This is a genomic window from Nonomuraea sp. NPDC049714 (assembly GCF_044465295.1).
In the GTDB taxonomy this organism is placed as follows: domain Bacteria; phylum Actinomycetota; class Actinomycetes; order Streptosporangiales; family Streptosporangiaceae; genus Nonomuraea.
Map to the genome: position 1 here is coordinate 589,411 of NZ_JBITLM010000003.1, position 24,143 is coordinate 613,553.

The 24,143-nt window shown below is 69.7% G+C and carries 23 protein-coding genes and 3 tRNA genes; 9 read left to right on the plus strand and 17 right to left on the minus strand.

Annotation, left to right across the window (positions count from 1 at the left end; translation table 11 throughout):
- Positions 1 to 58 precede the first annotated feature (58 nt).
- Genes ACIBQX_RS16090 through leuC form a run of 3 tightly spaced genes read right to left on the minus strand, consistent with a single transcriptional unit; the run spans position 59 to position 2,265 of the window.
- Positions 59 to 301, minus strand: coding sequence for a hypothetical protein (locus ACIBQX_RS16090; RefSeq protein WP_397004971.1), 243 nt, complete (start codon positions 299 to 301; stop codon positions 59 to 61).
- Positions 280 to 867, minus strand: a complete 588-nt coding sequence (gene leuD, locus ACIBQX_RS16095) for a 3-isopropylmalate dehydratase small subunit (protein ID WP_397004973.1) — start codon at positions 865 to 867, stop codon at positions 280 to 282. Before leuD ends, ACIBQX_RS16090 begins: the two co-directional genes overlap by 22 nt.
- A 12-nt stretch (positions 868 to 879) precedes the next feature.
- Positions 880 to 2,265, minus strand: a complete 1,386-nt coding sequence (gene leuC, locus ACIBQX_RS16100; protein WP_397005441.1) for a 3-isopropylmalate dehydratase large subunit — start codon at positions 2,263 to 2,265, stop codon at positions 880 to 882.
- Positions 2,266 to 2,373: 108 nt separating this feature from the next.
- On the opposite strand from leuC, the gene ACIBQX_RS16105 reads away from it, so the two are divergent.
- Positions 2,374 to 3,090 (plus strand): IclR family transcriptional regulator, encoded by a 717-nt coding sequence (locus ACIBQX_RS16105; protein ID WP_397004975.1) that lies wholly within the window; start codon positions 2,374 to 2,376, stop codon positions 3,088 to 3,090.
- 58 nt (positions 3,091 to 3,148) lie between these two features.
- Positions 3,149 to 4,870, plus strand: coding sequence for a hypothetical protein (locus tag ACIBQX_RS16110; RefSeq protein ID WP_397004977.1), 1,722 nt, complete (start codon positions 3,149 to 3,151; stop codon positions 4,868 to 4,870).
- Between the two features lie 222 nt (positions 4,871 to 5,092).
- Here the strand turns inward: ACIBQX_RS16110 and ACIBQX_RS16115 are convergent.
- The 4 genes from ACIBQX_RS16115 to ACIBQX_RS16130 all read right to left on the minus strand — a co-directional run bounded on the left by ACIBQX_RS16115 (position 5,093) and on the right by ACIBQX_RS16130 (position 6,047).
- A tRNA-Glu gene (locus tag ACIBQX_RS16115) sits at positions 5,093 to 5,165 on the minus strand.
- A gap of 18 nt (positions 5,166 to 5,183) precedes the next feature.
- A tRNA-Glu gene (locus ACIBQX_RS16120) sits at positions 5,184 to 5,259 on the minus strand.
- Positions 5,260 to 5,339: 80 nt separating this feature from the next.
- Complete coding sequence (locus tag ACIBQX_RS16125) at positions 5,340 to 5,927, minus strand: hypothetical protein (protein ID WP_397004979.1); 588 nt, start codon at positions 5,925 to 5,927, stop codon at positions 5,340 to 5,342.
- A 48-nt stretch (positions 5,928 to 5,975) separates the two neighbouring features.
- A tRNA-Gln gene (locus ACIBQX_RS16130) sits at positions 5,976 to 6,047 on the minus strand.
- A 156-nt stretch (positions 6,048 to 6,203) separates the two neighbouring features.
- Here ACIBQX_RS16130 and ACIBQX_RS16135 point away from each other — a divergent pair.
- Entirely contained in the window at positions 6,204 to 8,171 is a 1,968-nt protein-coding gene (locus ACIBQX_RS16135) for a M3 family metallopeptidase (protein ID WP_397004981.1), read from the plus strand.
- 71 nt (positions 8,172 to 8,242) lie between these two features.
- On the opposite strand, the gene ACIBQX_RS16140 is transcribed toward ACIBQX_RS16135, so the two are convergent.
- A complete protein-coding gene (locus ACIBQX_RS16140) occupies positions 8,243 to 8,788 on the minus strand; it encodes a PadR family transcriptional regulator (protein WP_397004983.1) in 546 nt (181 codons plus the stop codon).
- 57 nt (positions 8,789 to 8,845) lie between these two features.
- Here ACIBQX_RS16140 and ACIBQX_RS16145 point away from each other — a divergent pair, with 57 nt between their 5' ends.
- The gene (locus ACIBQX_RS16145; protein WP_397004985.1) at positions 8,846 to 10,111 is read left to right on the plus strand and encodes an MATE family efflux transporter; all 1,266 of its coding nucleotides are present in this window, start codon (positions 8,846 to 8,848) and stop codon (positions 10,109 to 10,111) included.
- Here ACIBQX_RS16145 and gltX read toward each other — a convergent pair.
- Positions 10,005 to 11,378: a glutamate--tRNA ligase gene (gltX, locus tag ACIBQX_RS16150; protein ID WP_397004987.1), complete on the minus strand. Its 1,374-nt coding sequence runs from the start codon at positions 11,376 to 11,378 to the stop codon at positions 10,005 to 10,007. The genes ACIBQX_RS16145 and gltX overlap by 107 nt on opposite strands.
- Positions 11,371 to 12,147, minus strand: coding sequence for a fumarylacetoacetate hydrolase family protein (locus ACIBQX_RS16155; protein WP_397004989.1), 777 nt, complete (start codon positions 12,145 to 12,147; stop codon positions 11,371 to 11,373). Before ACIBQX_RS16155 ends, gltX begins: the two co-directional genes overlap by 8 nt.
- Before the next feature lie 95 nt (positions 12,148 to 12,242).
- Between ACIBQX_RS16155 and ACIBQX_RS16160 the strand changes: the two genes are divergently transcribed.
- On the plus strand, positions 12,243 to 12,587 hold the full coding sequence (locus tag ACIBQX_RS16160; RefSeq protein WP_397004991.1) for an antibiotic biosynthesis monooxygenase family protein: 345 nt from the start codon (positions 12,243 to 12,245) through the stop codon (positions 12,585 to 12,587).
- On the opposite strand, the gene ACIBQX_RS16165 is transcribed toward ACIBQX_RS16160, so the two are convergent.
- A complete protein-coding gene (locus ACIBQX_RS16165) occupies positions 12,588 to 13,184 on the minus strand; it encodes an HD domain-containing protein (RefSeq protein WP_397004993.1) in 597 nt (198 codons plus the stop codon).
- Positions 13,185 to 13,321: 137 nt separating this feature from the next.
- On the opposite strand from ACIBQX_RS16165, the gene ACIBQX_RS16170 reads away from it, so the two are divergent.
- Positions 13,322 to 14,977, plus strand: a complete 1,656-nt coding sequence (locus tag ACIBQX_RS16170; protein WP_397004995.1) for a heparinase II/III family protein — start codon at positions 13,322 to 13,324, stop codon at positions 14,975 to 14,977.
- Between the two features lie 145 nt (positions 14,978 to 15,122).
- Positions 15,123 to 15,554 (plus strand): DoxX family protein, encoded by a 432-nt coding sequence (locus ACIBQX_RS16175; protein ID WP_397004997.1) that lies wholly within the window; start codon positions 15,123 to 15,125, stop codon positions 15,552 to 15,554.
- Between the two features lie 6 nt (positions 15,555 to 15,560).
- On the opposite strand, the gene cimA is transcribed toward ACIBQX_RS16175, so the two are convergent.
- On the minus strand, positions 15,561 to 17,138 hold the full coding sequence (cimA, locus tag ACIBQX_RS16180) for a citramalate synthase (protein WP_397004999.1): 1,578 nt from the start codon (positions 17,136 to 17,138) through the stop codon (positions 15,561 to 15,563).
- A gap of 195 nt (positions 17,139 to 17,333) precedes the next feature.
- The gene (locus tag ACIBQX_RS16185; protein ID WP_397005001.1) at positions 17,334 to 17,984 is read right to left on the minus strand and encodes a DsbA family protein; all 651 of its coding nucleotides are present in this window, start codon (positions 17,982 to 17,984) and stop codon (positions 17,334 to 17,336) included.
- 135 nt (positions 17,985 to 18,119) lie between these two features.
- On the opposite strand from ACIBQX_RS16185, the gene ACIBQX_RS16190 reads away from it, so the two are divergent.
- Positions 18,120 to 18,785: an O-methyltransferase gene (locus ACIBQX_RS16190; protein ID WP_397005003.1), complete on the plus strand. Its 666-nt coding sequence runs from the start codon at positions 18,120 to 18,122 to the stop codon at positions 18,783 to 18,785.
- Here ACIBQX_RS16190 and ACIBQX_RS16195 read toward each other — a convergent pair.
- The 4 genes from ACIBQX_RS16195 to ACIBQX_RS16210 form a co-directional block, all read right to left on the minus strand.
- The gene (locus ACIBQX_RS16195; RefSeq protein ID WP_397005005.1) at positions 18,751 to 19,692 is read right to left on the minus strand and encodes a hypothetical protein; all 942 of its coding nucleotides are present in this window, start codon (positions 19,690 to 19,692) and stop codon (positions 18,751 to 18,753) included. The two genes, ACIBQX_RS16190 and ACIBQX_RS16195, sit on opposite strands and share 35 nt — an antisense overlap.
- A 194-nt stretch (positions 19,693 to 19,886) precedes the next feature.
- Complete coding sequence (locus ACIBQX_RS16200; protein ID WP_397005007.1) at positions 19,887 to 20,432, minus strand: Uma2 family endonuclease; 546 nt, start codon at positions 20,430 to 20,432, stop codon at positions 19,887 to 19,889.
- A gap of 185 nt (positions 20,433 to 20,617) precedes the next feature.
- Positions 20,618 to 21,715 (minus strand): branched-chain amino acid aminotransferase, encoded by a 1,098-nt coding sequence (locus ACIBQX_RS16205; protein ID WP_397005009.1) that lies wholly within the window; start codon positions 21,713 to 21,715, stop codon positions 20,618 to 20,620.
- Positions 21,716 to 21,892: 177 nt separating this feature from the next.
- Positions 21,893 to 22,939 carry a 3-isopropylmalate dehydrogenase gene (locus ACIBQX_RS16210; RefSeq protein ID WP_397005011.1) on the minus strand — a complete coding sequence of 349 codons (1,047 nt, stop codon included), beginning with the start codon at positions 22,937 to 22,939 and terminating at the stop codon, positions 21,893 to 21,895.
- 92 nt (positions 22,940 to 23,031) lie between these two features.
- Between ACIBQX_RS16210 and ACIBQX_RS16215 the strand changes: the two genes are divergently transcribed.
- Entirely contained in the window at positions 23,032 to 23,847 is an 816-nt protein-coding gene (locus ACIBQX_RS16215; protein ID WP_397005013.1) for a class I SAM-dependent methyltransferase, read from the plus strand.
- Positions 23,848 to 24,143 lie beyond the last annotated feature (296 nt).

Sequence of the window (24,143 nt, forward strand, 5' to 3'; positions counted from 1 at the left end):
ACGAGTCCGACGTAGAAACCCCTTACGGGCTCGAAAGTAGGCGGGATCGCGGGGGAACTCAATCACCGGGCGTGTCTAGCCCCTCGCGTGGCGTGTCGGAAGGGCCGTCCTCCAGGGAGGCCAGAAAGGTTTCGAGGCGGGCCGCGGCCCTTTTCGGGTCCCGTTTGGCCTGATCGCAGATGGACAGGTAGCGGCGGGCCAGCCGCTCCTTGTCGTGGGCGGGCAGCATGCGGACGCGGCGGTGCGCTTCGCGCAACCGCCGCGCCAGCTCATCGTCTTCTAGACGGTCGTCGGCAGCCATGGCTGCCGACCATTCTCGTACGCCGCCACATCGTCGGCGTGACGCAGGGTCAGTCCGATGTCGTCGAGACCCTCCATCAGCCGCCAGCGGGTGTAGTCGTCGATCTCGAAACCGACGGCCTCGCCGGCCCAGCGGACCTGACGTGCGCCCAGGTCAACGGTCACCTGGAGACCCGGGTCCGCCTCGATCGCGCCTTGCAGGGCCTCGACCTTGTCGCCCGGCAGGACGACCGGCAGCAGGCCCATCTTGGTGGAGTTGTTACGGAAGATGTCGCCGAACCTGGCGGCGATCACGACGCGGAAGCCGTACTGCTGCAGCGCCCACACCGCGTGCTCGCGCGAGGAGCCGGTGCCGAAGTCGGGACCCGAGACCAGGATCGAGGCGCCGTCGTAGGCGGAGTCGTTCAGCACGAACGCCGGGTCCTCGCGCCAGGCGGCGAACAGGCCCCGCTCGAACCCGGTGCGGCTGACCTGCTTGAGCCAGACGGCCGGGATGATCTGGTCGGTGTCGACGTTGCTGCGGCGCAGCGGCACCGCCGTGCCCGTGTGGGTGGTGAAAGCGTCCATCGGAAGGTTCTCCTAGAGGTCGGCTGGGGCGGTCAGGCGGCCGGTGACGGCGGTCGCGGCGGCGACCTGCGGCGAGACCAGGTGGGTACGGCCACCCTTGCCCTGGCGGCCCTCGAAGTTGCGGTTGGAGGTGGAGGCGCTGCGCTCGCCCGGCTGGAGCGTGTCGGGGTTCATGCCCAGGCACATGGAGCACCCGGCCTCCCGCCACTCCGCGCCCGCGGCCTTGAACACCTCGTGCAGGCCCTCCTTCTCGGCCTCCAGCTTGACCAGCATCGAACCGGGGACGACCAGCGTGCGGGCCTTCACCTGGCGGCCGCGCAGGATCTCGGCGGCGGCGCGCAGGTCCTCGATGCGGCCGTTGGTGCACGAGCCCATGAAGACCGTGTCGACCTCGATCTCCCTGAGCGGGGTGCCGGCGGTCAGGCCCATGTACTCCAGCGCCCGCTGCGCCGAGGACTTCGCGGTCGGGTCGGTGAAGCTGTCCGGGTCGGGCACGGCCTCGGTGAGCGGCAGGCCCTGGCCGGGGTTCGTGCCCCAGGTGACGTACGGCGCCAGCGTCGTGGCGTCGATCTCCACGACCTTGTCGAACACGGCGTCGTCGTCGGTCCTGAGCGTCTCCCAGTAGGCGACGGCCTGGTCCCACGCCTCGCCGGACGGCGCGTGCGGGCGGCCCTTGAGGTAGGCGAAGGTGGTCTCGTCGGGGGCGATCATGCCCGCCCGCGCGCCCGCCTCGATGGACATGTTGCACACCGTCATGCGGCCCTCCATGGAGAGCTTGCGCACGGCCTCGCCGCGGTATTCGACGATGTAGCCCTGCCCGCCGCCGGTGCCGATCTTGGCGATGATGGCCAGGATCAGGTCCTTGGCCGTGACACCGGCGGGCAGCTCGCCGGAGACCTCGATGGCCATGGTCTTGGGCCGGTAGGCCGGCAGCGTCTGGGTGGCCAGGACGTGCTCGACCTCGGACGTGCCGATGCCGAACGCGATGCCGCCGAACGCGCCGTGGGTGGAGGTGTGGGAGTCGCCGCAGACGATCGTCATGCCCGGCTGGGTCAGGCCGAACTGCGGGCCGATGATGTGCACCACGCCCTGGCCGGCGTCGCCCATCGGGTGCAGCCGGAGGCCGAACTCGGCGGCGTTCTTGCGCAGCGTCTCGACCTGGGCCTTGGACACCGGGTCGGCGATGGGGCCGCGCACGGTCGGGACGTTGTGGTCTTCGGTGGCGATCGTGAGGTCGGGCCTTCGCACGGTCCGGCCGGCGAGACGGAGTCCGTCGAACGCCTGCGGGCTGGTCACCTCGTGAATGAGGTGCAGGTCGATGTAGAGCAGGTCGGGCTCGCCGTCGGCACGGCGTACGACATGCTGCTCCCAGACCTTCTCGGCCAGTGTGCGGCCCATGATCTCCTCCTGCTCGTTGCGATGCTCCGCGTCGCGGCTCGGTCGCTCGGCCCCGGCGGGAAATCCTCCGACTTGCCTTCTCATATGTCGAGACTGCAGTATCGGTGTATGGACAACTCTAGCGGAGTCGGCGTACTGGACAAGGCCGTTCTGGTACTCAACGCCCTCGAAGCCGGACCGGCCTCCTTGGCGCAGCTCGTTCAGGCGACCGGCTTGGCCCGCCCGACGGCCCACAGACTCGCCGTCGCGCTGGAACACCACCGCATCGTTACCCGTGACACCCAGGGTAGGTTCGTGCTCGGCCCGCGGCTGTCGGAGTTGTCCACCGCCGCCGGCGAGGACCGGCTGCTCGCCGTCGCCGCGCCCGTGCTCATGCAGCTGCGCGACCTCACCGGCGAGAGCGCGCAACTTTACCGTCGGCAGGGCGACGAGCGGGTCTGCGTGGCCGCCGCCGAGCGCTCCAGCGGCCTGCGTGACACCGTGCCGGTCGGCTCGGCGCTGCCGATGACGGCCGGCTCGGCCGCCCAGATCCTGCTGGCCTGGGAGGAGCCCGACCGGCTGCACCGCGGCCTGCGGGGGGCCAAGTTCACCGCCGCGACGCTCGCGTCCGTGCGGCGCAGGGGCTGGGCGCACAGTGTGGGAGAGCGCGAGCAGGGCGTGGCCAGCGTGTCGGCGCCGATACGGGGCACCGGCGGCAAGGTGATCGCGGCCGTCTCCGTCTCCGGGCCCATCGAGCGGCTGACGCGGGCCCCCGGAAGACTGCACGCGGTGCCCGTCATGGCGGCGGCCGAGCGGATCACCGAAGCCATGCGGCGCACCTCATGATCGGCCAAAGCCCGTATTCGGGGAGCCGAGTGCCTCGCGGGAGCACTAGCCTGAGTGCGTGACAGATCGCATCGAGGTAGCCGCCACTGAGCTGCGACCCCTGCTCGAAGAGTTCATCTTGTGGGCACGCACCAACGCGCCCGACAGCGACCCCGAGCTCGTGGGGCCCGCCGCACTCTGGCACCGTCTCGCCTTCTCGCAGGATCTCGGCACGTGGAAGCGCGCCGACCTGCGAAACCTCATGCTCGACCGGATGCCGAAGGTCGTCGAGGACCCCGACACAGCGGCCGACGGGATGCTTCCCGCCATCGACGCGTACCTCACATTCCTCTCCATGACCGGCAGGCTCACCGAGGGCTCCGACTCCCTCACCGAGCTGCAGGCCGAGCTCGACGACGTCGAGGACGACTTCGTCGAGCTCATGGAGGATCTCATCGAGGACGCCGAGGGCGACGACGACGATGACGACGAGGCCGGTGATCTGGGCGACTTCGAGCCGTTCGCCGACGAGCTGGCGGACCTGGCCACCGTCAGGTTGCGCCCCGACTCCGAGCTCGCCGCCGCCGCGCGCGCGGTGCCGCTGATCGCCAAGGCGCGCGACCTGGCCCTGTGGGTCGGCTCGGGCCGCCGGGTCGGCGAGGACACGCTGCTGTCCGACGCCGAGGTGGAGGAGGCGCTGGCCACCGTCGGGCTGCCCAGGCCGGAGACCGACGGCTCCCTGGCCGAGGCCGTCCCCCAGCTGTGGAACCTGTGGAACCTCGCCGTGGACCTGGAGTTCCTGGAGCCGGGCGAGGGCAACACCGTGGCCGTGCAGGACGACACCTCGGAGTGGCCGTTCGACGACGACGAGGACGTGCTCGACGCCTGGATGCTCGGCCTGCACTCGGTCGACTACGGCGACCCCGAGCTGCCCGACGAGGACCTGACCATGGCCCTGGCCGGGCTGACCCGGGCCCTGCTGGTCAGGCTGCTGCTCGCGGGCGGCAGCCGTGATCTCGGCGAGCTTCGGCAGGAGCTGGCCGAGGCCGCCGCCGAGTTCGACGAGCTGGGGGCCGACGCCTGGCAGGCGGCGGGCGACCCGCTCGCCTCCGCGCTCGACTGGCTGGCCGGCTACGGCATGGCCGAGGTCGCGGGCGACACGGTCAGCCTCACGCCGCTCGGCACCGAGGGCGTCGTCCACCTGGTCGACGACTCCGACATCGAGCTCGACGCGCGGCCCGCGATCGAGTCGATGAGCGCGCACGAGCTGCTGGTGCTCAGCGCCGAGCTACCCGAGGAGGAGGCGGACGCGGAGTTCGCCGCCTGGATGCGGCTGCGCGAGCCCAGCAGGGCCGCGGAGGAGCTCTTGGAGGCCGCGGCCAAGGACGAGAGCGACGCGCTCATCCGGGTGCAGGCGGCCAGTGTCGTCGGCACGCTGGGCGAGGACGCGATCCCCGCCTGGCAGGAGGCGCTCAAGGAGTCCTCGCTGCGCCCCTACGCGGCCACGCACCTGAGCCAGCTGCAGGTGCCGGACGCCCCCGAGCCGACCCCGGACGACACCCACTGGCTCATCCTGGACATGTGGACGATCTCAGCCGGGCTGGGCCGGGCCGAGTTCGTGGGCAGTCTGCGCGACATCGGGCCGGATCTGCTCAACAGCCTGCTCGAAGTGGTGTGGAAGATCCCGCACGCGCACGTCGAGGAGCTGCTGGACCTGATCTCCCAGGTGCATCCGGACAAGCAGATCGCCAAGGCGGCCCGCAGGGCGCTGTTCAAGGCCCGCTCCGCCACCACCCCGTAGCCGTCGTCTCGCTCGCCGCCCCGGGCGCGCTTCCTCCTGAGGGGAAGCGCGACCGGGGCGGAGGCGTTCGCTACGCGGGAAACGCGAGCTGAGATCCGCCGGGACGCGCGGGCTGAATGCGCGCGGCCATGTGGGCTGAACATCTGGGCGGAACATGTGGGCTGAATGCGCCCGGAGATGCGAAAAAGACCCGATCGATGATCGGGTCTTTCGGTGCTGATGTAGTCCCGACCGGATTCGAACCGGCGCTACCGCCTTGAGAGGGCGGCGTCCTGGGCCACTAGACGACGGGACCTTCGCGAGCTGGTGACAGTGGTAGTCCCGACCGGATTCGAACCGGCGCTACCGCCTTGAGAGGGCGGCGTCCTGGGCCACTAGACGACGGGACCCTGTCTCCAAGCGAGCTTGCCGGGTCTCCCCGGCAACGGGTGTAACTCTACCGCACCCGGAGGAGCACTCAAAACCGTTATCAGGCCAGCAGATCGGGCCTGTGGCGACGTACCCAGTCGCCCATCGGCCCGCGCTCCCAGAGCGGGTCCACGGCGCCCAGGGGGATGCCCAGCCACTGGAGACCGGTGTCCGGGTCCACCGGAATGCGGGCCAGGTGGTCGCGCATCCAGCCGGGCATGCGCGCCGGCACCTCGCGCTCGCCCCAGCCGACGAGGCCGACGCTCTTCATGGCGCCGGCGCGCACCCGGACGCCGGCGGGGCGGCCGGGGCGGCCGATGGTGCGTGGGCCGGCCATCCGGCTCTCCACCACATCGACACGGCGGACGTCCGGCCAGTCGAGGCGCAGGACGAAACCGTAGGTGTCGGCCATCTCCACGCCTCGCGGCGAGAACCGTACGACGGTGCCCGCGACCATCCGCCTGTGCTTGACCACCAGCACGCCGACGAGCACCGCCGTGCCGGCCGCGCCGACGAGGAGACCCCAGGCGACGTCGGCGGTGAGGATGCTGCCGAGCAGCAGGCACACGGGGAAGAAGAGCAGCAGGGGAAGAAGGAAGGGGGCTGCGAACGGGAGGAAGGATCCCCGCCTGATCCGGAACTCATCCATAAAAACAAGAAACGGACGCTTCCTGAAGGAAGCATCCGCTGCACATTGCTGGGGTACCAGGACTCGAACCTAGACTAACTGAACCAGAATCAGTCGTGCTGCCAATTACACCATACCCCACCGCCTGCGACAGCCCCTGAAGGCGGCGCTTGGCGACGTCCGAAAGAATAGCCCAGCTAGGGGTGTAAGACCAAAACGAATTCCCGACCGCACGCGGCAGCGGCTCCCCCGTGCCAAGCTGATAGGGACAAACCACCACGTGGAGGAGCCCCAACGTTGGCCGAGAACCCCTTCTTCGCCCCCAGCAGCCTGCCCTACCAGCTGCCGCCCTTCGAGGAGATCCGCGAGGAGCACTATCTGCCCGCCTTCGCGCGCGGGATGGCGGAGCAGCTGGCCGAGGTGGAGGCCGTGGCGGCCGGCGAGGAGCCGCCCACGTTCGACAACACCGTCGCCGCGCTGGAGCGCTCAGGCCGGGTCCTGGGCCGGGTGGCCACGGTGTTCTACAGCTACGCGGCGTCCAACACCTCCGACGCGCTCATGGAGATCGAGAAGCGGATCTCGCCGGAGCTGTCCAAGCACAGCGACGCGATCCGGCTCAACCGCGCGCTGTGGGCCCGCCTCAAGCAGGTGACGACGGACGACCCCGAGCAGGCGTGGCTGCTGGAGAAGTACCGCGAGGACTTCGTCAGAGCCGGCGCCGACCTGTCGGAGTCCGAGCAGGACCGGCTGCGCGCCCTGAACGAGGAGCTGTCCAAGCTCTCCACCGAGTTCTCCCAGAACCTGCTCAGGGCCTCCACCGAGTCGGCACTGGTGGTGACGGACGTCAAGGAGCTCGACGGGCTGGACGAGGCCACGATCAGGTCGCTGGAGAAGGACGGCCGCCACGTGCTGCCGCTGCTCAACTTCACCAACCAGCCGGCCCTCGCCCAGCTGACCGACCGCGAGGTGCGCCGCAGGCTCTACACGCTGAGCGTCGAGCGGGCGCCGCAGAACGGCGAGCTCGCGATCAGGATGGCCACTCTGCGCGCCGAGCGGGCCGCACTGCTGGGCTTCCCCAGCCACGCCGCGTACGTGGTCGCCGACCAGACGGCCAAGACCGTGGAGGCCGTCGAGGAGATGCTCGGCCAGCTCGTCGACCCGGCCGTGCGCAACGCCCGCGAGGAGGCCGAGGCGCTGGCCGAGCAGGCCGGGTTCGCGATCGAGCCGTGGGACTGGTCCTTCTACTCCGAGAAGGTGCGCAAGGCCCGCTACGACTTCGACGCCGACGCCATGCGGCCCTACCTGGAGCTGGGCCGCGTCTACCGTGACGGCGTGTTCAAGGCGGCGACCCTGCTCTACGGCGTGACGTTCACCGAGCGGCCGGACCTGTCCGGCTACCACGAGGACGTCGAGGTCTTCGAGGTCTTCAACGAGGACGGCAGCGCGCTCGGTCTGTTCCTGCTCGACCCGTACGCCCGGCCCGGCAAGCGGGGCGGCGCCTGGATGAACAACCTGGTCGACCAGTCGTTCCTGTTCGGCGAGAAGCCCGTGGTGATGAACAACCTCAACATCACCAAGCCCGCCGAGGGTCCGACGCTGCTGTCGTACGACGAGGTCAACACCGCCTTCCACGAGTTCGGGCACGCCCTGCACGGACTGTTCTCCGAGGTGCGCTTCCCGCGCGTGTCGGGCACCAGCGTGCCGCGCGACTTCGTCGAGTACCCCTCTCAGGTCAACGAGATGTGGGCGACGTGGCCGGAGATCCTGTCGAGCTACGCCAGGCACCACGAGACGGGCGAGCCGATGCCCGCGGAGCTGGTGGACAAGCTCAAGGCGGCCGACAACTTCAACCAGGGCTTCAAGACCGTCGAATACCTGGCCGCCACGCTGCTCGACTGGGCCTGGCACAAGCTGGGCGCGGGCGAGAGCGTGCCGGACGCCGAGGCGTTCGAGGCCGCGGCCCTTGAGGCGGCGCGTATCGCCCTCCCGCAGGTCAGGCCGCGTTACCGGACCAACTACTTCGCGCACATCTTCTTCGGCGGCTACAGCGCCGGCTACTACTCCTACATCTGGAGCGAGGTGCTCGACGCGGAGAGCGTGGAGTGGTTCAAGGAGAACGGCGGGCTCACGCGGGCCAACGGCGACCACTTCCGCCGTGAGCTGCTGTCGAGGGGCGGCAGCGTGGACGCGCTGACGTCCTTCCGCAACTTCCGCGGCCGCGAGCCGAGCATCCGCCCGCTCCTGGAGCGCCGCGGCCTCGTCTAGCCACAAGCGACGCGGCCCCGTCCAGCCCAAGCGACGCGGGCCTCGTCCAGCCACAGGCGACGCTCCCTGGATCAGCCCGCCACGGCCAGCTCATCGATCCGCTGCCGAAGCCACTCCTGCTCGGCTCTGCTGGCCGCGCGGGCGATCTGGAGCATCCCGCGCCGGTACGGGTCGGGCTCGTCCCGAATCCTGACCGGCTTGTCTCCTTCGTAGAAGAAGCTCGCCGGCGCCTCCAGGAACGCGAGCCTGCGCCGGAGCACCTCCACCTGTTCCTGCTCCCCGGGCAGTGCCGACAGGAACGCCAGCAGGGCGAAGAACCTGCTCTGGTCGCTGATGTCCAGATCGCTGGGTTCGCGTAGCCGCCTGAGCAGTTGCCGCCTGCCATCGTGGGTGATGGTGAGCACCTGCCTGCGGGCCGCGTGTGTCCCGGCCTCCTCGTGTCGCTCCACCAGGCCTTTCGCCTCCAGTCTGGTGATGGCCGGGTAAAGGGCGCCGTCGCTGACGGGCCGCAGATGTCCGGTCAGGGCCGCGAGCCGGGCCTTGAGCTCGTAGCCGTGCATCGGACGCTCGTTGAGGAATCCCAGGATGGTGAGGGTCAGGTCACCGCCACTTGCCATGGCATGCATCGTACCGCTATACCTCGATTCGAGTTACTACGAATCGAGGTATCGAGCATGCTCCGACTGGCGATGCCGATCTATGTGGAACTGCTGACCGCCGTCGTGGCGGTCGGCCTGATCGATCTGCTGTGGGTGTCCTCGCTGGGCGAGGGCGCCATCGCGGCGGTGACCGTGGCGACCACGGTTGAATACCTCGCCTACGGTCTCTTCCTGGCCGTCCCCACAGGCATCACCGTGCTGATCGGGCGCCGCGACGGCCGCGCGCCGCTCGCCCCCGTCATCAGGACCGGCTGGCTGCTGTGGGCCGCGTTCGCCGTGGCGATCACCGTACCGGGCGTGCTGCTCCGCGAGCCGCTGGCGGCGCTGTTCACCGACGACGCGGGGCTGACGGCCTCCTATCTCCTGATCTCGCTCGGCGGCCTGCCGGTGTACTTCGCGCAGACGATCGTGGACGGCACGCTCAAAGGCCGGGGCGACACGAGGCGGCCGATGCGGCACGCGCTGATCTGCAACGCTCTGGTGATCGTCCTTGATCCGCTGCTCATCTACGGGCTCGGCCTGGGCGTGCGAGGAGCCGCACTGGCCACCGTGCTCGCCCGCGCCCTCACCCTCGCTCTGGCCTTACGTGCGCTCGCCCGTCCGGCTCTTCAGGAGAGGGCGCGCGGGCTCATGGTGGGTGACGTCCTGAAGACCGGGCTGCCCATGTCCGGAGATTTCCTGGCTCGTGCCGTGGTGGGCATGGTGCTGGTGGACCTCGTCGCGTCCTTCGGCCCGGCCGCACTCGCCGGGTACGGCATCGGGCAGAAGGTCATGCTCGCCGGGGTCATGCTCTTCTACGCCCTCCGCCAGGCCGCCCTGATCCGCACCGCGCGCTCGGAGCCCACCGGCTCACCCCTGCGGCTCGGCCTCCTCGCGGGAGCGGCGGTGGCCCTCGCGCTCAACGCCGTGGCCGTCCCCGTCGCGAGCCTGTTCACCGGCGATCCGTCGGCCACGGTGAGCTTCCTGCGCTGGATGACGCTCTATCTCATCCCCTTCGCCGCCCTGATCTCCGTCGGCGGGGTGCTCCAGGCAAGCGGAAGGGGCAACCGCCTGCTGGCCGCCACCGTGGCGGGCCTCGCCGTACAGCTGCCCCTTGCCTATGTCCTGAGCGCGTGGCTCGGAGTCACCGGAGTGTGGCTGTCGATGGCCGCGGGTGCGGCCGTCGGCCTCGTGCTCAGCCTCGCAGGCGGGCCAAGGCCGCGCGGATGCGGTCCTTGGTCCGCTCGCGGCCGAGCACGTCGATCGACTCGAACAGCGGCAGGCCCACGGTGCGGCCGGTGACCGCCACGCGGACGGGCGCCTGGGCCTTGCCCAGCTTGAGCCCGTGAGCCGTGCCGACCTCCTCCAGCGCCGCCTTGAGCGAGTCGGGGTCCCAGCTCAGCGTGTCGAGCCGGGAGAGATAGCCGGTGAGGATCTCCTCCGGGGAGTTCTTCATCGCCTTGTCCCAGGACGCCTGGTCGAAGACCGGCTCGTCCAGGAAGAGGAAGTCGACGTTCTGCCGGATCTCCGACAGGACCGTCAGGCGGGTCTGCGCCAGGACGGCGACCTTGCTGAACAGCTCGCGGTCCCAGTCGGCGTCGAGGTAGGGCCGGCACCGCTCCTCGAACGTCTCGATGGGCAGGGCCCGGATGTACTCGCCGTTGAAGGCGCGCAGCTTCTTGTCGTCGAAGAAGGCGCTGGAGGAGTTGACGTCCTCCAGCTTGAACAGCGGCACCATCTCCGACCACGGCATGATCTCGCGGTCGTCGCCGGGGCCCCAGCCGAGCAGCATGAGGTAGTTGACCATGGCCTCGGCGAGGTAGCCCTCGGCGCGGTAGTCCTCCAGCGCGACCTTGTCCCGCCGCTTGGACAGCTTCTTGCGCTGCTCGTTGACGATGACGGGCAGGTGCGCCCAGACCGGCGGGGTCGCGCCCAGCGCGGGCCACAACAGCTGCTGCTTGGCGGCGTTGCCGAGGTGCTCCTCGCCGCGGATCACGTGGGTGATGTTCTGGGTGATGTCGTCGACCGCGTTGGCCAGCACGTAGAGGGGCGAGCCGTCGGTGCGGGCGATGACGAAGTCCTCCTGCGCGTCGTTGGGGAACTCCACCCGGCCCCGGATGACGTCGTCGACGACGGTCACGCCGTCGTCGGGGGTGCGGAAGCGCGTCGCGCCCGCAGTCAGCCCGCGCTCACGGCAGTGGCCGTCGTAGCCCTTGTGCTCGGAGCCGGTGCGCGCGACGAGCTGCTCGCGGGTGCAGTCGCAGTGGTACGCCCTGCCGTCGGCCAGCAGCTTGGCCACGGCCTCGCGGTGCTGCGGCTCGTAGGCCGACTGGAAGTAGGGGCCCTCGAAGACCGGGTTGGTGCCGTTGATGCCGATCCAGTCGAGGGCCGAGATGATGCCCTCGATCCACTCCGGGCGGTTGCGGGTCGCGTCGGTGTCCTCAACGCGCAGCACGAACCGGCCGCCGGACTGCTCGGCCAGGGCCCAGTTGAACAGCGCGGTGCGGGCGCCGCCGACGTGGAACATGCCGGTCGGGGAGGGGGCGAAGCGCACCCGGAGATCAGTCACGGGAGACCACCTTGTTCGTCAGAGTGCCGATGCCCTCGATCCCGACGCTGACCTCGTCGCCGATCTCCAGCGGGCCGACGCCGGCCGGCGTGCCGGTCAGGATCACGTCGCCGGGGATCAGCGTCATGACCGCGCTGACGTAGGCGACGAGGGCGGGGATGTCGTGGATGAGCTGGCTGGTGCGGCCGGTCTGCCGCATCTCGCCGTTGACCGTGGTGGTGAGCGCCAGGTCGGCCGGGTCGAGGTCGGTCTGGATCCACGGCCCGAGCGGGCAGAAGGTGTCGAACCCCTTGGCCCGGGTGAACTGCACGTCCTTCTTCTGCAGGTCGCGGGCGGTGACGTCGTTGGCGCAGGTGTAGCCGAAGATGACGTCCTTGACCCGCTCGGCCGGGACCTCGCGGCAGAGCCTGCCGATGACCACGGCCAGCTCGCCCTCGAAGTCGACCCGGTCGGACAGCGTGGTCGGGTAGGCGATCGACTCGCCGTGGCCGATCACGGAGGTGGACGGCTTCATGAAGATGAGCGGCTCGTCGGGCACCTCGTTGCCCATCTCGCGGGCGTGCTCGGCGTAGTTTCTGCCGATGGCGATCACCTTGCTGGGCAGCATCGGGGCGAGCAGCTTGACCTGGGACAGCGGGACCCGCTCTCCGGTGAACTGCACCTGGCCGAACGGGTGGCCGGTGATCGCGGAGATGAACTCCTCGCCGGGACCGCCCTCGACCACGCCGAACGTGACGCCTTCGCCTGTGGAGAACCTCGCTATACGCACCTGACAAGGCTATCGCCGACGTCGGCGGGGTCCGCCCACGTACGGCGCCCGCCTCGTGATTTGCTTGACGGGCTACGACTCAAGGAGGTTCTTCCGTGTCATCGGTCGTGAAGATCAACGTGCTGACGGTGCCCGCCGAGATGCGCGCCCAGTTGGAGGAGCGCTTCGCCAACCGGGCCGGGATGGTGGAGTCGGCCGACGGGTTCGAGTGGTTCGAACTGCTGCGGCCGGTGGAGGGCACCGACCGCTATCTCGTCTACACCCGCTGGCGCAGCGAGGAGGACTTCCAGACCTGGCAGCAGGGCCAGGCGTTCCAGCGTGGGCACGCCCAGGCCGCTGCAGGACAGGGGCAGGGGCACGGCCATGGGCAGGGCCCGGCTGCCTCCGGCTCCGAGGTGTGGTCGTTCGAGGTGGTGCAGAGCGCGGCGCCGAAGTCCTGACTAGCCGTCCAGCGGGTTGTTCGCCATGCGCTCGGCGATCCCGCCGCGGACGAACCCGCCGGCCAGGCTCGACGGCTTGCGCGTGCCCTGGTCGGTGACGCAGGCGGCGAACTCCTTGACCAGGTCCAGGCGCGGGTGGCGGCGCAGGACGTCGTCGCGCAGCCCGGCGGGGATGTCCTCGGTGCGCCGCCCGGAGATGTCCATGCCGGTCGACAGCTCCAGCAGGTGCCCCTCGGGGTCCTCCTCCACCGGCACCACGTCCCACATGTGGCGGATGATCACCTCCGAGGCCCGGACCCGGCGCTCGACCGGCCAGCCCGCGCCGGCGCAGAACGCCCAGGCGACGTGCCCGCCCGCCTCTTCGAAGGGCACCGTGTGGCTGTCGAACTCCGCCGTCAGGCCGATGTCGTGCAGCATGGAGGACACGTACAGCAGCTCCGCGTCGAAGGCGATGCCGCGCTCCTGGGCGTAGGCCGCGGCCCAGACGTAGGCCCGGATGGAGTGGTTGAGCAGCGACGCGGAGTGATACCGGGTGGCCACTTCGCGTGCGGCTCCGCAGACCGGCGTGTCGGGGAAGATGACGTCGTCGTACCTCATGAGGGACAGCATCTCCGACCTGGATGGGGTGGGCGAGCCCGGGGGTCGTAACGATCCGGTGCCCGACTTGACCTTGGGATAGGGATTCGGCCAGCATGTGCCAATTCCCCACCTTTTCGGCCCGGAAGGAATCTGGCGTGCGCCGCCTCGCGATCCCCCTTGCCCTGACGCTCCTCCTGAGCGGGACGGCGATCCCCGCTCAGGCCCAGGGCAGTGTGTCGGCGCCGATCAAGCAGCCGGCCAAGCGCACCACCCAGTGCCAGGGCGACTGGCTGCCCGGCACCCCCACGGCCGACGACGTGATGCGCGGCGAGATCTCCCTGGTGGGCCTGCCCTCGTACAAGCTCGGCAAGAAGATCGACTGGGCCGCGAGCCCGCACCGCAACCGCTCCTGGGAGTACGTCTTCCAGTCGCTGCGCTGGATGGGCACACTCGTCGTCGAATACGAGAACAGCGGCGAGCAGCGCTATCTGGAGCGGGCCAGGGAGATCACCAAGGACTGGGTGACGCACAACAAGCGCGGCGCGCGCGGCACCAAGGCCTACGTCTGGAAGGACCACCCGGTCTCACTGCGGAGCCAGGCGCTGGTGTGCCTGAGCATGCACGTCAAGGACGACTGGCTCAAGCAGAGCCTGGCCGACCACGCCAAGCTGCTGTCGGACGCCAGGCTCTACAAGAAGGGCCACAACCACGGCATCGACCAGGACATCGCGCTCATGGCCATCGGCTGCCGCTATGGCCGTAAGGACTGGTCGGGGCTGGCTTCCAAGCGGCTGACCGGCACGGTCAAGCTGGACGTCGACTCCCAGGGCGCGCTCATGGAGCAGGCGCCGCGCTACGCGGTCTACGTCTACGGCCGGCTGCAGGTCGCGATGGCCAACATGCGCTCCTGCGGACGCAAGGTGCCGGGCGAGATCAGCAAGCGCGCCGACGCGCTCAAGGACTTCATCGCCCACTCCACCCAGCCCAACGGCTACATGGTGCCCCTCGGCGACGGCAGCGCGGAGACCGAGCCCAAGATGGAGACCGGCACGCCGAAGCAGAAGGTCAAGGCGTACAAGGCGGGCTACGTCTACGGGCGGACCGCCTGGGGCAAGCCGGAGTCGGCCTACTACTCCATCCGCTTCGGCCCCGGCATGAAGTACCACGGGCACGAGGACCACCTGGGCGTCACCTACTACGCGCACGGCCGCGACATCCTGGTCGACGCCGGGTTCCACTCCTACGAGAAGACCTCCTACCGTTACTGGACGCTCTCCCCCGAGGCGCACAACGTGCCCACCGTCGTGGGTGAGCGGTTCAGGCCGCGCACGTCGAGCAAGCTCGTCAAGACGAAGTACGGCTCCGGCAGCCAGGCGTTCCGGCTGACCGACAAGGCCTATGGCGTCACCCGCACCAGGTCCGTGCTCGTGCACCACGACGAGGACGTGATGGCGGTGCTCGACACCGCCTCGGGCGGCAAGAAGATCAAGAACCTGTGGCGGTTCGACGACGCGCTCAAGCTGGTGTCCAACCGGGCCGGCCGGGTCGTGCTCCGCGACGGCAAGTTCGACGTCACACTGGTGCAGCTGGCCTCCTGCAAGCCGGTGGGCGGACAGAAGGTGCAGCGCGGCGGCAAGCAGGGATGGATGTCGCCGACCTATCTGTCCAAGCAGCCCACCAACGTGGTGGTCTCCCCCGCCGCCAGGTCGTTGCTCACGATCATCGTCCCGGGCACCGACTCGCCCAAGGTGTCCTGCTCCGGCGGGAAGGTCACCGTCAACGGCGTGAGCTTCCCGGCCGGCCTCCTCTGAAATTTACCTACCGGTATTTTCATCGGTAAACACCCACGTCAGACTCATTATTCGCATTACTGAATTCAATGGTCATTGACGGTGGCCGGAAAAGGCCCGCACCCTTGGCCTCATCTTCATTCCCCACGGAAAAAGGTGAGGCCCCATGCGCCATCTTGACCGGATCGGGCAGCCGGTGCTCGCGCTGTTCCGCGTCGTGACCGGGTTTCTGTTCGCGCTGCACGGCGTGACGTCCCTGTTCGGCGTGCTGGGCGGCAACAGGGGCACCGGGCAGGCCATCGAGTTCGCCGCCTGGCCGGGCTGGTGGGCCGCGCTCATCCAGCTCGTGTGCGGCCTGCTCGTGCTGAGCGGCCTGTTCACCAGGGCCGCGGCCATACTGTCCTCCGGCACGATGGCGTACGCGTACTTCGTCGTGCACCAGCCCGTCCACCTGCTCCCGCTGCGCAACGGCGGCGAGCTGGCCGCGATGTACTGCTGGGCCTTCCTGCTGATCGCCGTCCTCGGACCCGGCGCCTGGGCGGTCGACAGCCTGCTCGGCCGCCGTCGCTCCCAGCTCGCGCCGGATCCCGTCGGTTAGCGGCCGCTAGGACGGCTCGTGGCCGGCCCTGAGCAGGCCGTACGTGACCGCCTGCTCAAGCGCCTGCCACGAGGCGTCGATGATGTTCTCGGCGACGCCGACCGTGGCCCACTCGGTCGTGTCGTCGCTGGAGGTGATGAGCACCCGGGTGATGGCGCCGGTGCCGTGGGTGCCCTCCAGGATGCGGACCTTGTAGTCGACGAGCTCCACCCTGGCCAGCTCCGGGTAGAGCCGCTCCAGCGCCAGCCGCACCGCCTTGTCCAGGGCGTTGACCGGGCCGTTGCCCTCACCGGTGGCGACGATCCGCTCGCCCTTGGCGTGGAGCTTGACCGTGGCCTCGCTGACGAGCTCGCCGCCCTTGGTGTGCTCGACGATGACGCGCCAGGACTCGACCTCGAAGTGCCGCCTGCGCTCGCCGTGGACGGTGTCACGCAGCAGCAGCTCGAACGAGGCGTCCGCGGCCTCGAACGTGAACCCCTTGGACTCCAGGTCCTTGACCCGCGCGACCAGCGCCTTGGTGTTGGCCGCGTCGAGCTCGTAGCCCAGCTCGCGGCCCTTGAGCTCGACCGACGCGCGGCCGGCCATGTCGGAGACCAGCATGCGCATGTCGTTGCCGACGGCGGCCGGGTCGATGTGCTGGTAGAGGTTGGGGTCCACCTTGATGGCGCTGGCGTGCAGGCCGGCCTTGTGCGCGAACGCCGAGGCGCCGACGTAGGGGGCGTGGGAGTTGGGGGTGACGTTGGTGACCTCGGTGATCGCGTGCGCGATGCGGGTCATGTCGGCCAGCGACTCCTGCGGGACGAGGTCGAAGCCGCGCTTGAGCTGCAGGTTGGCGACCACGGTGAAGAGGTTGGCGTTGCCGGAGCGCTCGCCGTAGCCGTTGGCGCAGCCCTGGACGTGGGTCGCGCCCGCCTTGACCGCGGCCAGCGTGTTGGCCACCGCGCAGCCGGTGTCGTCGTGGCAGTGGATGCCGACCCGGACGCTGGTCTCTGCGGCCCTGGACACGATCTCGGCCAGCTCCTCGGGCAGCATGCCGCCGTTGGTGTCACAGAGCGCGATGACGTCGGCGCCCGCCTCGGCGGCGGTCCGGATGACTTCCAGAGCGTAGGCTGGATTGGACTGATAACCGTCGAAGAAGTGCTCGGCGTCGAGGAAGACTCGCTGTCCCTCCGCACGAAGGTGAGAGACCGTGTCGCGGATCATCGCGAGGTTCTCCTGGAGAGTCGTGCGGAGGGCCAGCTCCACGTGCCGGTCGTGACTCTTGGCGACAAGGGTCACGACCGGCGCGCCGGATTCGCGCAACGCGGCCACCAACGGGTCGTCGGCTGCCTTCACACCGGCTCGGCGGGTCGCACCGAACGCGGCCAGTTGCGCGTGCTTCAGGTCGAGCTCTGTTTGAGCCCGCCTGAAGAACTCTGTGTCCTTGGGGTTGGCGCCCGGCCAGCCCCCTTCGATGAAACCGACGCCCAGCCCGTCCAGATGGCGCGCGACGGCGAGCTTGTCAGCGACGGTGAGGTTGAGCCCCTCCTGCTGTGCTCCGTCACGCAGCGTCGTGTCATAGACGTGGAAGCGGTCGTCGGCCATGGTTCTTCTTTCTTTTCGACTTCACGAAAACAAAAAGACCCCTCACGGACGTGAGAGGTCTGCGCGCTGGCGGTGTCCCTGCGTTAGCCAGCGCGCCTGCCGATAATGAGCAGACCGTAGAACATGGTGCTTGCGAGTCTGCCACAGTCACCGGCCGTCTGGCACATCGGTCTCATTCCCTGGACTGCCTCTTGGTCATACCGTGACTCCGTCGCCACCCGTGACGGCCCGCTCCAGCGCGGCCGGGTCGAACGCCTCCTGGCCCAGCATCCGACCGTTGAGCACGAGCGTGGGCGTCCCCTCGATCCGGATCTTCGCGCTCTCCGCCAGGTGCGTCTCGGCGTACGACTGCGCGGTCACGCACTGCTCGGCCGCCGGGGCCCCGGCCTTCCTGGCCGCCGCCGCCAGCTCCGTCACGGTGAAGCCCGACGCCACACCGTGCGGCGCCGGCTGGATGGCGTACAGCTCGTTCCTGAAGGCCAGCCAGTTCGCCTCGGGCATGCAGCGGGCCGCCGCGGCGGCGCGGATGGAGTTGGACCGCATCGGCTCGTCCCGGAAGATCGTCACCGAGTGGAAGACCACCTTGAGCTTCCCCGCCCTGGCCAGCCGCTCGATCGTCGGGTCCACCCGCGCGTGCATGTCCTTGCAGACGGGACAGTCGAAGTCCTCGTACACGTCGAGCACCGGGGCCTTGCTCCCCCGGTCGGCCAGCACCATGGATCCGTCCGGCTGGCGCGTCAGCCGGACCTCGCCCGGCGACGACCGCCCGGGCTCGGAGAACGTCACCACAGCGAGCACGACCAGCACCGCGCAGGCGACCCCGATGGCCGCCATCCTCTTCTTCATCCCGCCCCGCCCCTTGCCCGATTATCGCCGCGACCTTACCGGACCCAGGAACACCAGGAGTTACCCGGTCATCTACGCACGGAGTCCTGCCACGCAGCGGGTGTGCCCGATGGTCACTTGGCACACAATGGCCTCATGAAGGCGTACGTTCTCACTCAGTCCGTGGCCCGTTACATCCTCGATCACTCCACCCGGCCCGATCCGCTGCTGGAGGAGCTCGCGGCCGAGACGGCGGCGGCCACCGGGGAGAGCGCCGAGATGCAGATCTCCGCCGATCAGGGCACCTTCCTCACCATGATCACTCAGCTGGTCGCGCCGCGGGTGGCGGTGGAGGTGGGCACGTTCACCGGCTACTCGTCGGTGTGCATCGCGCGTGGTCTGTCGGGCGGCACGCTGCACTGTTTCGACGTGAGCGAGGAGTGGACGTCCATCGCGCGGCGCTACTGGCACAAGGCCGGGCTGGCCGACCGCGTCACGCTCACGCTGGGGCCCGCCCAGGACACGCTCAGCGCCTTCGACGAGCCTATCGACCTGGCCTTCCTGGACGCCGACAAGACCGGCTACCCGGCCTACTACGAGCTGCTGGTCGGCAAGCTGCGGCCCGGCGGGCTGCTCATGGTGGACAACACGCTGTGGACCGGCCATGTGGCCGACCCGGACCGCCACGACGCCTCTACGGTGCGGATGCGCGAATTCAACGACCTGGTGGCGGAGGACCCCCGGGTCACCGCGGTCATCCTGCCGCTCGCGGACGGCCTCACCATGATCAGGAAAAATCCGGACACGGCGGCTTGGTCATGATGACGTACGAGGTCGCCGCGACGAGCAGACCGGTGCCCCACACCGTGTAGCCGGAGATCACCGCCAGGGCCCAGCCCAGGTCCTCACCGAGGCCGCCGTTGAGAGTCTCGGTGAGGCCCACGACACCGAAGTACCCCGCCAGACCCCCGCCCACCAGGAACGCGGGCACCAGCACCAGCCACCTGGGCACCTCCCGCCCGGCCAGCGGCGGCACCCAGCGCGGCCAGATCCGCCCCCACCGGTGGACCAGCGCTAGCGGCAGCAGCGTGCCGGCCGCGGCGTACAGCACGAGGAAGACGACGACGGCGGGCTCGGTCACGTCCCACGGCCACTCGCCGACCTGCGCCACGAGCCGGGCCGAGCAACCTGCCACCGCCGCGTACGCCGCGAGGAGCGCCCAGGCCGGGGAGGGGTCCGTACGGCGCTCGGGGGTGCGCCCGTGGACGCGCCCGCACCGCGGACAGGCCCTGCGGGCGCGGCGCTGCGCCGCGATCGCGCACAGCAGGGTCAGCACACCGCCCGCCACCCCGGCGCCCCGGATCAGGAAGCCGACCCGGTCGAGCGGGTTCGCGAACAGCATGCCGACGATGTCCAGCGCGAACATGAAGGAGTACGCGATCATCCCGACGCCCGCCACCCAGCCGAGCCCCACCGCCGGCCACGGATGCAGGGCGCGAGGTGCGGCGCGGGGTGCAGCCCGGGGTGCGGCGCGAGGTGCGGCGCGGGGTCGCGCCATGAGCAGGCAGGCGAGCATCGCCAGGGCGGACAGCGCGACCGGGGGCCATCGCCCGGGGATGAACGACTCGCCGAAGGAGGCGAACACCGGCGCACCGGCCACCGCCCACCAGACGTGCACGGCACAGTAGGCGGCCAGCCAGCAGACCGCGGCCAGCGACATTCTCGGCATACGCCCGAGTCTCGGCATTCGCCCCGGGCGTCGCCTCCCCCGCCACGGGGATCCCTCTCCCCCTCGACGGGGAGCCGGACCCGCAGGCCGTACGTGAGTGCGCCACGCCGGCGTCCGCCAGCCCGTGCCCGGTCGGGGACACGCCGGCATGACCTGCGATCGCCGTCAGGGTCGGGGCGGCCTGGCGGGGACGGTCAGACGCACAGCAGCCTGCCGGTGTCGAGCGGGTGGTTCCACGGGTCCGGCAGCGTCAGCGGGGCGCCCACCGGCTCGACCGTCTCCTTGGCGTAGCCGTCCGGCCCCGGCTCGCTGTGCAGCTTGACGATGCGCTGGCACGGGTCGATCACCAGGTAGAGAGGGACTCCGGCGGGGGCGTAGCCCATCGGCTTGACGACGTGGTCGTCGTAGGCGTTCCCGGCTGCCACCACGTCCACGATGAGCAGGGTGCTGTCGCCGCGCACCGCCTCGTCGGACTCCATCACCGGGGCCGGCGGCACGACCGTCAGGTCCGGCACGTAGCGGTCGGCCTCGTCGCCGAGGAAGACCGTGATGTTGGGCCACACCTCCCACCCGCGCTCGGCGGCCACGGGCATGAGCTGGAAGAGCGCCTGCGCCAGGATCGTGTTGTGCTGCCAGGTGCCGGTGTCGTTCACCACGACACGGCCGCCGAACACCTCGATCCGGAGCTCGGGAAACAGCTCGCGGACCGTACGGTAACGCTCTTCCACAGGCCTGATCACGCCATCGCCCTCACTGTTCGCAGTCGATCTATGACTGATCGTATTGCCGGGCCGGCGAACACGGCAATCCGCACGGACGTGTCAGCGGACGGGCGGCGAGGGCGGGCGTCGACGGCCGCCCACGGATCGGGCAGTGGGTGGAGGCGCCGGGCGGCTTGGGCCTTGCCGCCCGGCGTCCCGTACCACTAGACGATCTTGTGGATCCAGTTGTGAGTGTCCGGGCGGGCTCCGTACTGGATGCCGACCAGCTCCTCGCGCACGCGCATGGTGACCGCGCCCGGTGCGCCGTCGGCGATGGTCCAGGAGCGGTCGGCGCCCTTGACCGAGCCGACCGGGGTGACGACCGCGGCCGTGCCGCAGGCGAACACCTCCGTGAGCTCGCCCGACTCGCAGCCGGCCTGCCACTCGTCGACGCTGATGAGCCGCTCCTCCGTCTCCAGGCCCAGGTCGGCGGCCAGGGCGAGGATGGAGTCGCGGGTGATGCCGGGCAGCAGGGTACCCGTCAGCGCGGGGGTGACGAGCTTGTCGCCGAAGACGAAGAACAGGTTCATCCCGCCCATCTCCTCGACGTAGCGGTGCTCGTGCGCGTCCAGCCAGACCACCTGGTCGCAGCCCTGCTCGACGGCCTGGCGCTGGGCGACGAAGGCCGCGGCGTAGTTGCCACCGCACTTGGCCGCGCCGGTGCCGCCGGGGGCGGCGCGGGTGTACTCGGTGGACAGCCAGACGGAGACGGGCTTGATGCCGCCGGTGAAGTACGAGGCCGTGGGCGAGGCGATGACCAGGTAGGTGTAGGTCCGCGACGGGTAGTTGACGCCGAGGCCGACCTGGGTGGCGATGATGAAGGGCCGCAGGTAGAGGCTGTGGCCCTCGGTGGTGGGCACCCAGTCCTGCTCGGTGCGGACGAGGAGGTCGAGCGACTCGACGAAGGTCTCCTCGGGCAGCTCGGGCATGGCCATGCGGACGGCCGACCGGTTGAAGCGGGCGGCGTTGGCGTACGGGCGGAAGGCGACGATGGAGCCGTTGATCTGACGGTAGGCCTTGAGACCCTCGAACAGCTCCTGGGCGTAGTGGAAGACCGAGGTGGCGGGGTCGAGCGAGAGCGGGCCGTAGGGCCGCAGGCGCGCGTCGTGCCAGCCCTCGCCCTCGGTGTAGTCGATGGTGATCATGTGGTCGGTGAAGACCTGGCCGAACACGGGGCTCGCCATTACCTGCTCCCGCTCGGCCGCGGTGCGAGCGTGGTCGGATAGCTGCACGTCGAAGCTGAGCTTCTGAGCGATGGTCATGACGACGGTCCTTCTCTCTGATTCCGGCCGGCACTGCCGAAGGGGCAGCCCGTACTTCCTATTGTCTCGTCATTTGGGATGGCAAGGGCTGGATGGGTGATTTGACCTTTTAGACGCGCAAAAGCGCCTGGCAGGTCCGCTCACGGACCGCCAGGCGCTTGCTGAGCTTGGGCGGCCCTAGCTCGATACTCGCGCGGCGATGTCGTCGCCGATCTCGTGGGTGGTGCGACCGGTCCAGCCGGCCAGGCGCTCGACGATGTCGTCGGCGACGGCCTGCTCCACCTTGGCGGCCTCGGCGGCCAGGCCCAGGTGATCGAGGAGCATGGCGACCGACAGGATGGTGGCGGTCGGGTCGGCCTTGCCCTGCCCGGCGATGTCGGGCGCGCTGCCGTGCACCGGCTCGAACATGCTGGGCGCGGTGCGCTCGGGGTTGATGTTGCCGCTGGCGGCCAGGCCGATGCCGCCGGCGATGGCGGCGCCCAGGTCGGTGATGATGTCGCCGAACAGGTTGTCGGTGACGACGACGTCGAACCGCTCGGGCTGGCTGACGAAGAACATCGAGGCGGCGTCGATGTGGCTGTAGTCGGTGGTGACCTCGGGGAACTCTTCGGCCACCCGGTTGACGGTGCGCTGCCAGAGGTCGCCGGCGTAGGCCAGCACGTTGGTCTTGTGGACCAGGGTCAGCTTCTTGCGGGGGCGCGACATCGCCTTGTCGAAGGCGTAGCGCACCACGCGCTCGACGCCGTGGGCGGTGTTGAGCGACTCCTGGGTGGCGATCTCGTACGGGGTGCCGCGCCGCATGACGCCACCGGTGCCGGCGTAGAGGCCCTCGGTGCCCTCGCGGACGACGATCATGTCGATGTCCTCCGCAGGGGTGTCGGCGAGGGGCGTCTCGACACCGGGGAGGAGCTTGACCGGGCGCAGGTTGACGTAGTGGTCGAACTCGAAGCGGATGCGCAGCAGCAGGTCGCGCTCCAGGATGCCCGGCGGCACGCTGGGGTCGCCAACGGCGCCGAGCAGGATCGCGTCATAACCGCGCAGTTCCTGGAGAACGGCGTCGGGCAGCGTCTCACCGGTGCGGTGATAGCGGGCGGCGCCCAGGTCGTAATGGGTGGCTTCGATCTTGGTCCCGACCGCTTCGAGGACCTTGAGACCTTCGGCCACGACCTCGGTGCCGATGCCATCACCGGGGATGACGGCCAGACGAATATTGCGCGACTCCATGGGCGGTACCCTACCCGTTCGTCTCGGCTGACGAACACTCGATCTCACGATTCGGACATGTCATCCCACTCGACCAGCGTAGCGTGGCGCGTATGGCAGCCGAGCGAGTTCATCTCACCGAGGAGAAGGCCACCCTTCTCGCCACCTTGTACGGCAGGGCCCTGGACGCCCGCTCACCCCATCCGATCCTGGGCGACACGCTGGCCGCCCAGGTGGTCGAGCGGATCGACCACGACTTCGCCAGAACCGGCATCACCCGGCGCAGCGCCGCCTCGGTCGCGTACCGGGCCCGCTTCCTCGACGGGTGGGCCGCCGAGTTCCTGACCGCCCACCCCGACGCCGTCGTGCTGCATCTGGGCTGCGGGCTGGACACCCGCGTGCACCGGCTGGACCCGCCGCCCGGCGTCGACTGGTACGACGTCGACTACCCGGAGGTCGTCGACCTGCGCCGGCGCCTGTTCCCGGAGCGGCCCGGCTACACGACGATCGGCTCGTCGGTCACCGACCTGGCCTGGCTGGACCAGGTGCCGGCCGACGGCCGGCAGGTGCTCGTGATCGCCGAGGGCCTGTTCTACTACCTCGACGCGACCCTCGGCCGGGAGCTCGTCCGGCGGATCGTGGACCGGTTCGCCGGAGGGGAGCTCGTCTTCGACGCCCTGGGCCGGCTGGGCCTGCGGCTGCAGGTCCTCAACAAGCCGGTACGCCAGGCGCACGCGAAGATGCACTGGGCCATCGACGGACCGCAGGATCTGCTGTCCATCCATCCGCGGCTCCGCTGCACGACCATGCTGAGCGCGCTCGACATGACGGACCCCGGGCTGCCGGTGGGCTTTCGCGTGGCGACCCGCCTGATGAAGGCGGTGCCCGGGATGGCGAAGGCGGCGGCGTTCTACCGGCTGGAGTTCTGAGGGGCGCCGCCGTTGTCGCGGCGGTCCAGCGCCATCTGCAGCGCCTGGGCCGCCTCGTCCTCGTGCTCGTCGGCGCGATTCCAGGGATACATCTCGTACATGTGTTCAGCTCATTTCGCGAGGCGTCGGGAACATGCAGTCGGATCCCGGTCGCGAATCCGACCGGGCCTGCTCTCGGGGTCCGGATCACGGACCACCCGGAGGGGACTTACCGGCCGACAGGACGCCGCTCACCGCGACGGGTCGCCGACCTGCCCTAACAGGCCCCGCCGCGGCAGGTAATGAGTACGAGAACC